The organism is Haloarcula salinisoli (assembly GCF_019599405.1).
Lineage (GTDB): Archaea > Halobacteriota > Halobacteria > Halobacteriales > Haloarculaceae > Haloarcula > Haloarcula salinisoli.
In genome coordinates, this window is sequence record NZ_RKLQ01000002.1 from 135,236 (window position 1) to 148,128 (window position 12,893).

Annotated in this window: 8 protein-coding genes; 3 read left to right on the forward strand and 5 right to left on the reverse strand. The window is 66.8% G+C overall.

Translation table 11 applies throughout. From position 1 onward, the window contains the following. Positions 1-209: 209 nt before the first annotated feature. The 3 genes from ileS to EGD98_RS09815 all read left to right on the forward strand — a co-directional run bounded on the left by ileS (position 210) and on the right by EGD98_RS09815 (position 7,432). Positions 210-3,452, forward strand: a complete 3,243-nt coding sequence (ileS, locus tag EGD98_RS09805) for an isoleucine--tRNA ligase (RefSeq protein ID WP_220588198.1) — start codon at positions 210-212, stop codon at positions 3,450-3,452. A 399-nt stretch (positions 3,453-3,851) separates the two neighbouring features. Next, complete coding sequence (gene nasA / locus EGD98_RS09810; RefSeq protein WP_220588199.1) at positions 3,852-5,927, forward strand: assimilatory nitrate reductase NasA; 2,076 nt, start codon at positions 3,852-3,854, stop codon at positions 5,925-5,927. A gap of 191 nt (positions 5,928-6,118) precedes the next feature. Next, entirely contained in the window at positions 6,119-7,432 is a 1,314-nt protein-coding gene (locus EGD98_RS09815) for an MFS transporter (protein WP_220588200.1), read from the forward strand. Between the two features lie 174 nt (positions 7,433-7,606). On the opposite strand, the gene nasA (EGD98_RS09820) is transcribed toward EGD98_RS09815, so the two are convergent. The 5 genes from nasA (EGD98_RS09820) to EGD98_RS09840 form a co-directional block, all read right to left on the reverse strand. Next, entirely contained in the window at positions 7,607-9,715 is a 2,109-nt protein-coding gene (nasA, locus tag EGD98_RS09820) for an assimilatory nitrate reductase NasA (protein ID WP_220588201.1), read from the reverse strand. A 268-nt stretch (positions 9,716-9,983) separates the two neighbouring features. Then, positions 9,984-10,136, reverse strand: a complete 153-nt coding sequence (locus tag EGD98_RS09825) for a hypothetical protein (RefSeq protein ID WP_220588202.1) — start codon at positions 10,134-10,136, stop codon at positions 9,984-9,986. Further along, on the reverse strand, positions 10,136-11,497 hold the full coding sequence (locus EGD98_RS09830; protein WP_220588203.1) for an MFS transporter: 1,362 nt from the start codon (positions 11,495-11,497) through the stop codon (positions 10,136-10,138). The genes EGD98_RS09825 and EGD98_RS09830 overlap by 1 nt, the downstream gene beginning before the upstream one ends. A gap of 513 nt (positions 11,498-12,010) precedes the next feature. After that, positions 12,011-12,301 (reverse strand): hypothetical protein, encoded by a 291-nt coding sequence (locus tag EGD98_RS09835; protein WP_220588204.1) that lies wholly within the window; start codon positions 12,299-12,301, stop codon positions 12,011-12,013. A gap of 100 nt (positions 12,302-12,401) precedes the next feature. After that, the gene (locus EGD98_RS09840) at positions 12,402-12,794 is read right to left on the reverse strand and encodes a hypothetical protein (RefSeq protein WP_220588205.1); all 393 of its coding nucleotides are present in this window, start codon (positions 12,792-12,794) and stop codon (positions 12,402-12,404) included. Between the last annotated feature and the right edge of the window lie 99 nt (positions 12,795-12,893).

Here is a 12,893-nt window from a genome sequence, read left to right on the forward strand (position 1 = left end):
TGGCGGCGCGGTCGACCGCGCCGGTCGGCTTGCTGGCCGTTCAGGACAGCCACAGGCATAGCTACTCGGGTATTACCCACTAGCTGGTACGGAGCCGGCGAGTCGGCAGGGACCACCTGCCGTCGGAGTGGGTCTGTCCGGCGCCACCGGTCCGGACGGCCGGCAGGGCAACCGATTCCCCTTTAATGCCGGCGGCGAATAAGCCCGGTATGGAACGGTTCGCCGCGGTCGACGACCAGTACGACCCCGAGCGCGTGGAGTCGGGGGTCTTCGACTACTGGGACGACGTCGACGCCTACGAACAGACGGTCGAGCACCGGGCCGACGGGGAGGACTTCTTCTTCGTCGACGGGCCGCCCTACACCTCCGGGGCCGCCCACATGGGGACGACGTGGAACAAGACGCTCAAAGATTGCTACATCCGCTACCTTCGGATGCAGGGGTACGACGTCACCGACCGGCCGGGCTACGACATGCACGGCCTGCCCATCGAGACCAAGGTCGAGGAGCGCCTGGACTTCGAGAACAAGAAGGACATCGAGCGTTTCGGCGAGGAGAACTTCATCGAGGAGTGCAAGAAATTCGCCAACGAGCAACTCGAAGGGTTACAGAGTGACTTCCAGGACTTCGGCGTCTGGATGGACTGGGACAACCCCTACAAGACGCTCTCGCCCGAATACATGGAGGCCGCCTGGTGGGGGTTCCAGCAGGCCCACGAGCGCGGGCTGGTCGAGCAGGGCAAACGCTCCATCAACCAGTGTCCCCGCTGTGAGACCGCCATCGCCAACAACGAGGTCGAGTACCACGACGTCGGCAAGCCATCTATCTACGTCAAGTTCTCTTTGAGCGACCGCGAGGGGTCGCTGGTCATCTGGACCACGACGCCCTGGACCATCGTCGCCAACACGTTCGTCGCGGCCGACGGCGACCTCGACTACGTCGGCGTCGACGCGACGAAGAGCGCGGACTCGTCCGCGAAGCGGAGCGGCGAAGCCGCGGAGCGCGAGACCGAGCGCCTCTACGTCGCCGAGGCCTGCGTCGAGAGCGTCCTGAAGGCCGGTCGCTACGACGACTACGAGATCGTCGAGGAGCTGACCGGCGAGGACCTCGTCGGCTGGCAGTACGACCACCCACTGGCCGCGGAAGTCCCCGACCACGCGCAGGGCGAGGGGTCGGGGCAGGTCTACACCGCCGACTACGTCGAGGCCGACCGCACGGGTCTCGTCCACTCCGCGCCGGGCCACGGTGAGGAGGACTTCGCCCGCGGGCAGGAACTGGACCTCGAAATCTTCTGTCCGGTCGACGGCGACGGCACCTACACCGACGCCGCCGGGAAATACGCCGGCACCTTCGTCCGCGACGCTAACGACGACGTAATCGCGGACCTCGACGCGAGCGGTCACCTGCTGTCGAGCGAACAGGGCCACTCCGTTCGTGAGGGACAGTGCTGGCGCTGTGACACGGACATCGTCCGTATCGTCACCGACCAGTGGTTCATCACGGTCACCGACATCAAAGACGAGCTGCTTGCGAATATCGAGGACTCGGAGTGGCACCCCCAGTGGGCCCGGGACAATCGCTTCCGGGACTTCGTCGAGGACGCCCCGGACTGGAACGTCTCCCGACAGCGTTACTGGGGGATTCCGATTCCCATCTGGCTTCCTGAGAACTGGTCCGGCGACATGGCCGACGCTATCGTCGTCGGCGACCGCGAGGAACTGGCCGACCGCGTCGACCAGGATATCGACTCTAGTACTGTGGACCTCCACAAGGGCACCGTCGACGAGTTGACGATTACCGAGGACGGCACCACCTACAGCCGCGTCGGCGACGTCTTCGACGTCTGGCTCGACTCCTCCGTGGCGACGTGGGGAACCGTCGACTACCCCGCCGAGACCGAGGCGTTCGACGAACTGTGGCCCGCCGACCTCATCATGGAGGCCCACGACCAGACCCGAGGCTGGTTCTGGTCCCAGCTGGGAATGTCCACCGCGGCGACCGGCGATATTCCGTACAAGGAGGTGCTGATGCATGGCTACGCGAACATGCCCGACGGCCGCGGGATGTCCAAGTCCAAGGGCATCCTCGTCGACCCCCACGAGGTCATCGAGGAGTACGGCCGGGACCCGATGCGGCTGTTCTTGCTCTCCCAGACCGCCCAGGGCGTCGACATGAACTTCTCCTGGGACGAGACCGCCGAGATGCAACGGCGGCTCAACATCCTCTGGAACGTCGCCCGGTTCCCGCTTCCGTACATGCGCGCCGACGAGTTCGACCCGGAGGCGACGACCGTTGAAGCCATGCGCGAGGACCTGGAACTCGCCGACGAGTGGGTCCTCTCCCGGCTCCAGACGGTCAAGACGGCGATGACCGAGCACATGGACGCCTACGAGAACGACAAGGCCGCCGGCGAGTTGCTCGATTTCGTCGTCGAGGACGTCTCCCGGTTCTACATCCAGGTCGTCCGTGAACGGATGTGGGAGGAGGAAGATTCCGACTCCAAGCAGGCCGCCTACGCGACCCTCTACCGCGTCCTGGAGGAGGTGGCCGCGCTCTTTGCGCCCTTCACGCCGTTCGTCGCCGAGGAAGTGTACAGTTCGCTGACCGGCGACACGGGCCATCCGACGGTCCACATGTGTGACTGGCCCGAACCCGACGCCGACTTCCACGACCCCGAACTGGAAGACGAAATCGAGGTCGTCCGCGAGGTCGAGGAGGCCGGCTCGAACGCCCGCCAGCAGGCCGAGCGCAAGCTGCGCTGGCCCGTCACCCGCGTCGTGGTCGACACTGACAGCGATGCGGTGGCCGATGCGGTGCGTTCGCAGTCGGCCATCGTCGCCGACCGGCTGAACTCGCGTGCAGTCGAAGTGGTGGATGCCGACGAGCAGTGGGGCGAACTCCACTACTCCGCCGAAGCGGACATGAGCGAACTGGGCCCCGCCTTCGGCGACGACGCCGGCCGCGTGATGAACGCCATGAACGAGGCCAGCATCACGGAGCCGTCGCTCGAAGTGCTCCAGGCGTCGGTCGCCGACGCACTGGGCGAGGACGTCGAACTGACCGACGAGATGGTCGTCTTCCGCCGCGAGACGCCCGACGGCGTCAGCGGCACGGAGTTCGAGGCCCTCGACGGCGGCGGCACCGTCTACGTCGACACCGCGCTCACCGAGGACATCGAGAGCGAAGGGTACGCCCGCGAGGTCATCCGCCGCATCCAGGAGATGCGCAAAGACCTCGAACTGGACATCGAGGCCCGTATCGTCGTCGACCTGGCTATCGACGACGAGCGCGTGGACTCGCTGGTTCGGGAACACGAGGCCCTCATCAAAGAGGAGGTCCGGGCCGACGAACTCGACGGCGTCGAGGACGGCCACCGCAAGACCTGGGACGTCGAAGGTGTCGAGATGGAAATCGCCATAGCGCCAGTTGCCGCGGCCGAAGCGTCGGATTGAGCCGGTAGGGGCCAGTCGCGGCCTCCGTGCCGCGACGACGGGGGAGGGCATGCCGTCACGAGCTATCCGCGAGCGGAGCGAGCGGTTCTCCGGAAGCGCGCCATCGGCGCGCTTCCGGCCTTTTTCACCCACGTTTTTCGAGGAGTGGTGGCGAGCATCGCGAGCCACCCGACGATGAAAAAGGTGGAACTGAAAGATCGTACAGTAGCCGTCGCCGCGGCGCCGCTACAGCGACAAAATTGATGATAGTTATCTTCGAGAGTTTTTCTCTGTAACTTCGTAAAGAGTCAGCGTTTTGTAGTGCCCATACATTCGCCTATACAGAGAAATGGTATCCGATTGTCTCGATGCGTTATCCTCCCACGGTCAGAGCGGCGCCACCCCGGCGCGTGATGTATCGTGAGCGACTGGGTCCCGACGACGTGTATGCGGTGTGCCGTCGGCTGTGGGCACATGCAGCGGGGTGCCGACATCGGCTACGGGGTCGACATGGTTCGGGGGGATGCCGCCCACCCGGTGAATCAGGGGCTGGCCTGTGCCCGGGGCATCCAGGAGAGCCGTGACCCGGACGGGAAGTGGCTCTCGCGGCCGCTCGTCCGGGACGACGGGGAGTTACGGACGACGACGTGGGACGTGGCGCTGGCCCGAGCGACCCAGGGGTTACGCGAGGCCCACGAGCGCGACCCCGACAGCGTCGCTGTGCTGGGCAGCGGGCAACAGACCAACGAGGCCGCCTACGCGCTGGGGAAGGTCGCACGCGGGGGCTTTGGCACCCGCAACTACGACGCGAACACCACGCTGTGTATGGCCTCGGCAGTGACGGCGTACTACCAGGCCTTCGGCTCCGATGCGCCGCCGTGTACCTACGACGACATCGAGGACGCCGAGCGACACGTCGTCTGGGGGGCAAACCCCGCCGTCGCCCACCCGGTGATGTTCCGCTGGATAAGCGAGGCCGCCGAGCAGACCGAGCTGATTACCGTCGACCCCATCCGGTCGGAGACGGCCGAGAACAGCGACCACCACGTCGCGCCCGACCCGGGCAAGGACCTCGCACTGGCCCGGTCGGTCCTCGCGCTGCTGGTCGAGACCGACCGCGTGGACGAGGCGTTCGTCGAGGCGGCCACCGACGGCTTCGAGGAGCTGCTGGCGACGCTGCCGACTGCCGCCGAGGCGGCCGAGGACGCCGGCGTCGCGATGGACGACGTGGAACTCCTGGCCGACGCCATGGACCACCGGGCGCTGCTGTACTGGGGGATGGGTATCAACCAGCACGTCCAGGGGACCGAGACGGCCCGCGCACTCGTGGACCTCACGCTCGCGACCGGGAACCTCCGTCCAGGCGGCGGGCCGTTCTCGCTGACGGGCCAGGCCAACTCGATGGGGACCCGAATCTGCTCCTCGAAGGGGTCCTGGCCCGGCCAGCGGGCCTTCGGCGACCCGGACCACCGCCGGCTCGTCGCCGAGGAGTGGGGCGTCCCCGTCGACCGGCTCCCCGACGACACCGGCCCCGGCCCGGTCGGGATGCTCGAAGACGGCCCCGACGCGGTGTGGGCCGTCGCGACGAACCCCGTCGCCGGGATGCCCGAGGCCGACAGCGCCCGCACACAGCTGGAAGACGCCTTCCTCGTCGCCCAGGACGCCTTCCACACCGAAACCACGGACCTGGCCGACGTGGTGCTCCCGGCGGCGACGTGGGGCGAGTCCGAGGGGACCACGACGAACATGGAGCGGACCATCTCACGTGTCCAGGCGGCGACCGACGTACCGAGCGGCGTCCGGACGGACCTCGATATCATCGCGACCGTCGGCTCGCGGCTGTTCCCCGGGCTGTTCGAGAGTACGTCGCCCGAGCCGAGCGACGTCTTCGCGGAGTTCGCCGGGCTGACCGAGGGCACCGTCGCGGACTGTTCGGGAATCACCTACGAGCGGCTGGACGGGAGCCACGCGGTCCGCTGGCCGGCGGCCGACGAGGAGAGTTCGGGCGGCTACCGCTACTACGAGAACGACGGAGAGATGGACGCGGCCGAGTCCTGGTCGTTCCCGACCGCGACCGGCAACGCGCAGTTCTCGACGGGACGCCAGCACGAGCTCCCCGAACCCACCGACGAGTCGTATCCGCTGACGCTGACCACGGCCCGCGAGGCAGACGGCTACAACACGGGCGTTCGGTCACGCGGCGGCGCGACGGGGCCGCTCGTGGCCCGCATCCACCCGGATACCGCCGGACTGCACGCCGACCGGGCCGTCCGGAACCGGCTCACGGTGGTCTCCCGCCGGGGCTCGGCGACCGTCCACATCGACCGGGACGAGGGCGTCCCGCGTGGGATGGTCTGGCTCCCCATCCACCATCCGGCGACGAACCGGCTGACCCTCTCGGAGTGTGACCCAGAGTCGGACGAACCCCACTTCAAGCAGTGTGCGGTCAAGCTGGTCGCTCCCGAGACGGAGCTGTCGACGGCCCGAAGCGACTGAGACTGCCGGTGCCATCGGGACAGACGCTCCAGCAGTCCGGACGTGGCCACAGCCTTCGTTCGCGAGTTTTCTGGACGTTTAGCTCATTAACAGGCCGGAAAGACCACATCTTTAGCCCAGATTCGCCAGTGCAGTCGGGATATCGGAGTTGGTATCGACAATATATTTAGTATCGCACAACCGGTGGCTGTATGGTCGAGTCACAGGTTCGCGGGAGCCCGCGCCGGGGGCTGGTGTCGGCGACGCTGGGCTTTTTCATCGGGTTCGCGGGCGTCGTGCTCTACGGACCCGTCGCGACCGAGTTCAAATCGGCGATGGGCCTCTCCGGGCTGGCACTTGGCGCCCTCGTCGCCGCACCGCAGTTGACCGGGTCGCTGTTGCGCATCCCCTTCGGGGCGTGGGTCGACGATGTCGGCCCGCGCCGGCCGTTTCTGGTCTTGCTGGGCCTCTCCATCGTGGGGATGGCCGGGCTCGCGCTGCTCCTGACTGTCTTCTACCCCGGCGGGCTGACGATGGGGCTGTACCCGCTCGTCTTCCTCTTTGGCGCGCTCTCGGGCTGTGGCATCGCCGTCTTCTCGGTCGGGACGACCCAGACCGCCTACTGGTACCCAAAGGAGAGCCAGGGGACCGTCCTCGCGGTGTACGCGGGTCTGGGCAACAGCTCGCCGGCGCTGTTTACGCTCGCGCTCCCTATCGCGCTGGGTGCGCTCGGGCTCACGACCGCGTATCTCGTCTGGTTCGCCTTCCTCGTGGTCGGGACGGTCGCCTACGCGGTCACCGCGGTCGACCCGCCCTCGTTCCAGCTGCGCGCCGAGGGGCTCGACCCCGAGACGAGCGAGGCCCGTGCGCGCGAGCACGGCCAGGAGCTGTTCCCCGGCGGCGACGCCTTCGCCTCCGTCCGTGACGCCGCGAGCATCCGTCAGACCTGGGTGCTCGTCGCGCTGTTTTTCACGTCTTTCGGCGGCTTTCTCGCCCTCACGGTGTGGCTCCCCTCCTACTGGGTCAGTATCCACGGGGTAGACGTCCAGTCGGCCGGGGTGGTGACCGCCGTGGCCTTCACGCTGCTCGCGGCGCTCATCCGGATTCCGGGTGGCGTCCTGAGCGACCGTATCGGTGGCGAGGTGACGGCGGTCGGCAGCTTCCTCCTCGTGGCCGTCGCGGCGGCCACGCTCGTCGTGACCCGGCACTACACCGTCGCGCTCGGTGCGACAGTCGCCATCGCCGTCGGGATGGGCGTCGCCAACGCGGCCGTGTTCCAGCTCGTCCCCGCCTACGTGCCGGAGGCCGTCGGCGGGGCCTCCGGACTGGTCGGCGGGCTCGGTGCGTTCGGCGGGTTCGTCGTCCCGCCGGTGCTCGGCGTCTTCGTCGACGTCTACGGGACCAGCGGTTACGCCACGGGCTTTGCCGTCTTCGTCGCGCTGGCGGTCGTCTCGGTCGCGCTCTCCGAGCGACTCTACCGCCGGCAGCCGACGACGGGGCCCGACGCCGTCCCGGCCGACGACTAGTGAGGCAGTGTGAGAAACGAACAGCCTCGTTACACGCGAACGGAGAAAGCGAGGCGAGAACGCAGTGACAGCCTCGAACGCGAACGGAGAGGGAGCTCCTCTCTCAAGCAGTCGGGCGGCACTGCCGCCCGACGGCGGTGTAAACCGTGCGCACAGCGTCGACCCCGGGCCGCCTCAGTCGGTACTGCTGGATCGGGTGTGTGAGAGCCCGCTGCGGGTCACCGTCGAGGACGTATCCGGCGAGGCCAGCCGGACCGCACACTGCTTGTAGTTGGGTTCGCTGGAGTCGGGGTCGACCATCGGCAGCGTCAACTCGTTGACCGCAGGGTGGTGGACGTCCATCCATATCGCGTCGGTCGGGACGCCGTCGTCGGGTGCGAGGTCGACGGGTACGCTCGCGCGCCGGGATTCGAGGATAGTGCGACCGCGGTCGAGCAGGTGGACGAACTGGCCGGCGGTCTCGGGGTGAATCCGCGCGGTCGGCACCTCGCTGGTCGCCTCGCGGCTGCGGACGCCGGTGTTGTACGCGTCCGGCCGGCGGCCGGTCGTCAGGGTCAGCGGATAGGCCGCGTCGGTCGGTTCGGGCACGCCATCGAAGGAGGCCGTTGCGAACTGGGCGTTCCCGGTCTCAGTGGGGAACGACCACGACTCGTTCGCGCCGTCGTAGTACCGATAGCCGCCCTCCGAGGACTCGTCCGGGGCGGGCCAGCGGACGGCCAGCTCCCGGTCAAGGCGGTCGTACGTGATACCCGAGAGATCGGCGACCGTCCCCGCGGTGAGTGAAGCGAACTCGTCGAACACCGACTCGGGGGAAAGGGGCGGGTCGTCGAAGAGGCCGGACTCGATGCGGTTGCCGACCGCGGCGATGATGTCGAGGTCCGGACGGACGCCGTCGGTGACGTCACTCACCGCCGTCACGCGGGAGACCCGCCGCTCCATGTTCGTCGTCGTCCCCTCGGTCTCGCCCCACGTCGCCGCCGGCAACACCACGTCGGCGTGTTCGACGGTCTCCGAGCGGAAGGCGTCCTGGACGACGAGGAACACGTCGTCGAGCGCGCGGGCGACGGTCGTGGCGTCGGGCATCCCGGCGACGGGGTTCGTCGCGACCGTCCAGACGGCGTCGATGTGGCCCCGGTTTATTTGGTCGACGATACCGACCGGCCCCGGACCTGTAGTTTCGGGGAGCCTCGACAGGGGAACCTCCCACGTCTCGGCGACCTCGGCCCGGGCGGCCGCGTCGTCGAAGGCCCGCTGGCCGGGGAGCGTCCCCTTCGAGGAGCAGACCCGGACCCCCATTGAGTTGGCCTGCCCCGTCAGCGAGAACGGGCCCGTGCCCGGCCCCATGTTGCCCGTCGCCAGACAGCAGTCGATGAGCGTGCGGGCGGCGTCGGTGCCGTGGGTGCTCTGGTTGACGCCCATCCCCCAGTACAGCAGTGTCGGTGACTCGAAGGCGGCGGCGAGGTCCTCGACGGTCTCGGGGGAGACCCCGGCGGTGGCCGCGGCGTCGTCGACGGGGGGGAGCGAGTCGACGAGCGCCTCGAAGCCGTCGGTGTAGGCGTCGACGAACTCGTGGTCGATGCGGTCGGTCTCGACCAGCCGCGCGAGGACGGCACGCGAAAGCGCCAGGTCCGTTCCGGGGTCGGGCTGGACGAGCGTGTCGGCGTCCTCGGCGGTCTCGGATTCGACCGGGTCGACCACGACGAGCCGGCTGTCCGACTCGACGGCGCTATCCAGAATCCATCGATAGAGGACCGGATGGGCCGCCGCAGGGTTCGCCCCCCACACCAGGTGGGTCTCGGCCTCGGGGATATCGTCGTAGGTACACGGCGGCGCGTCGCTCCCGAAGACGTCGTAGTATGCCGTCACCGCCGACGCCATACACAGCGTCGTGTTCGCATCGTAGTAGGTCGTCCCGATACCACCGCGGGCGACCTTGCCGAGCGCATAGGCGGCCTCGTTGGTCTGCTGGCCGCTCCCGAGGATGGCCAGCGAATCGGGGTCGTCGGCGACGGTCCCGATGAACTCCGCGGCGACGATACCCAGCGCCGTCTCCCACGAGGCGGGTCTGAGCGTGTCGCCGCGGCGGACCAGCGGCTCCGTGAGCCACTCGCCGTCGGGGTTTTCGGTCTCCCGGATGCCGCGCTCGCAGGCGAGTCCTCCCGTCGCCGGGTGGTCGTAGTCACCCCGGACCTTGTCGACGCCGTACCCCTCGTCGACGCCCCGCTGTTGCTGGCCACAGCCGACGGCACACCGCATACACGTCGTCGGTTTCCATTGTGTCATCTGTCTGTATCGAACTCCTGGTCGGTCCGCTCGCTGGACAGACCGCAGTACGTTCCCCCGGCACCGACCCGAGTGGGGGACCGCTGTAGATAGTTGCAAATCTACAACCTATTAGCGTATTACAGTTTTGAAATGTAACTGTCAAAAGCATTTCGCTGGACGTAAATTTCCTAACTGAGTGTATTCTGTGAAGACTTGCTTCGCGAAGTTGGCGTGAGGGCGGCGGCGTGACCTCGGAGCCCCGCCGGGACTGGCCAGCGGTCGCGACTCAGGCTATCGCGCCGGCCTGGCCCTGGAAGGCCAGGTACAGCGAGAACACCGTCACCAGAATCGCGATTATCATCTCGAGGTACAGCACTGCTCGGCCGTACTTGTACCACTCACCGTACTCCTCGCCGGCGTTTGCGTCTGCTTCTGCCATCAGTCGTCACCTCCCGCAGCGGCAGGGCCCGCGTCGTCGCCGCCCAGCCACCGCTCCGAGGAGCCGAGGCCGTGTTCGCGCGGGTCGTCCTCGTGTTTCATCGCCCAGGCGTAGAACAGCATCAGGGGGATGAATATCCCGACACCGACCACCGCGTAGCCCCAGTGGATGCTCGGCAGGGCCCCCGAGGCGAAGATGATCGGGAAGACGATGCCTCCGCTGGTCGAGATGCCACCGATGAAGCCCGACGCCGTCCCGGGTCGGTCCGGGAACATGTTCGGAACGATGGCGAACACACCGCCGGTCCCGAAGCTCACCGTGATGCCGAAGAAGGCGAGCACGAGGACCGAGGCCGGGAGCAGCCCGGCCACGCCGATGGCGGTCAGTGCAACCATCGTGAGCGTGATGAGGATGAGCGCGGTCATCAGCCAGTGGACACGCGGCGAGTAGTCCTGGGTCGTCGAGAGGTACGGGTACGGCGTCCAGTCTTTCCGCTGCCAGAGGTCGGACATATACCCCGAGAACGGCCGGAACAGCGAGGCGTTGAACGACTGGACCGCGGCGAAGGTCCCCGCTGCGGTCTGGATGGCCGCCGTGCTCTCGAAGCCGAGGCCCGCGATCTGGTCGGCGAACCCTCTTTCGTAGTAGGTCGGCAGCCAGCTGTTCATCGCGATTTCGAGGCCGAACGACATCATGTAGGCAAACATCAGCGCGATGGCAGCCCACCGCGTCCAGACGAACATCGTATCGCCGAATCCGGAGTTGGCCTTGGCGGTCTCTGCGGTCTCGATGTCCTTCGCGGGTTCACCGCGCACCTTGTAGACGATAGCGATGAACACGCCGACGATACCGAGATGCAGGAACGCCTCCGAGAATCCGGTGCCGTAGATACGGGGCAACAGGAGCGCCCCGACACCGGCACCGACGTTGCCGGTCCCGGCGTAGAGGCCCTCGGCGGTCCCCATCTCGTTCTCCTCGAACCACTGTGCGACGTGCTGGATACCGACCACGAAGCTGATACCGGCGGAGGCGACGATCATCCGCTCGATGAACAGCACCTGGAAGTCCGTGAGGAACCAGAACCCAGACGCGTACGCGGAGGCGATACTGACGAGCCCGGAGTAGCCCAGGATGATGGCGAAGACGTTGTGCGCGCCGAGTCGGTCCGAGGCCCAGCCGGCGATGACGCGTCCCGGCGGTGCGAGCCAGATGGCGGAACTGGCAAGCAGTCCCAGTTGCCCGGTCGAGAGGTTGTAGAACTCCCCGATGGACGGGCTGAACGCCGCCGTCGAGAACCACATCAGGAACGCCCAGAAGAAGGCGACCGTCGCGATGATGAGTTGCTCGATTTTATTCGTCACGGGGCTTCACCCCCGGCGTTCGCGACCGGCGGGGTGGCTGGGAGTCGGTTCGGCCGACCGCGGGACTGCTGGCGTCGTAGCATTCGTTTTCGGGTGGTGCGTTGGAAGCCGGACGACACGTCCGGGCGCGTCGCGGTATTGTCCATCATTCTTTTTGTATAGGTGTTCATCTGTATCGCGAATTTTTCACTGATTCGTCCACTGTTCTCGTTTAGAACCGCACAGAGCACAACAGTAAAACTCTAATCGTTTAACAAACTACATTCAGAGCTAGCGTCGTTGCCGCGTGACCAAAAGTCGTTCAGAACGTCGGGCAGTCAGGAGCCAATTTGACAAACAGCAAAATTGGTCACTGGTTTTCGGCGATTAGAAAACGGGCCATCGGGCCGAGTGCGCGTGCGGTCGTCAGTGTCACCGCAAACTGGCAGCAGGCGAGCGCGACGACGGGGGAGACTGCCGGTCCGAACGATAGGCACCACCGCGAATGCCGTCAGTGTGGGACAGCCGGCAGTATCAGGAACCACCAGCCCGGGCTGCACCGACGAAGAAGAGCCCGATGACCACCAGCGTGTAGCCGAGCCAGCCGACGGTCGGCAGCGGTTCGTACCACTGGACGACACCGGTCGCGACACTGACGAGGCCGGCGAGAACGACCGGAGGGCCGCCACGGGCGATATACCGTGAAAGCTCCGGACCGGGGTCGAACGCCGGCAGATATTCGATGGCGCCCATGCGAAGCACGCTCCCGAGGACCACGAGGCCACAGCCGAGCACGAAGACGGTCGCCGGAATCACGACGCTCATGCTACCCGGTGGGCGACGCGCGTACATAATGGACGGGAATGGAACAACCATCCGAACGGACAGATAGTGACCGTTCGTAAACCGGTGCCGGCTTTCGCTGTTACATCGAGTACTTTTCGGCGCGTCGGAGTCGGCGCTGTGGAATCGGATAGACGACGCCGAACACCACGCGGTTGACGAGCGTCGCGAGACCGAAGCCGGCGACGGCCGTCGAGAGCACGAGTCCGGGGCCGAGCGGCGTCGCCGCGACCACGCCGACCAGCAACGCACCCAGCAGGACCACCGTGCCTAGATAGACGGTGAGTCGGCGGCGGACACTGGCGCCCTCGAGGCGCTGTTCGTCGGCGTAGGTCGCGGCACCCGAGAGCAGCGTCGTCACGACCGCGATCCACCAGACCTGTCCGAGTGTTGTCGGCGAAATCGCGAGGCCCCCCAGCAGGAGGATGAGGAGCCCAGACCCGCAGTCCGCGAGCAGTATTCGTTTTGTGTTCATCTGTTTAGTTTCTGCCGGGAGTGGCGTACATCTCGGGTCAGTCGGCGTCGTCGGTACTACGTACACGCAGAGTAAGCCAGTAGAAAGTACTGGTCGGTG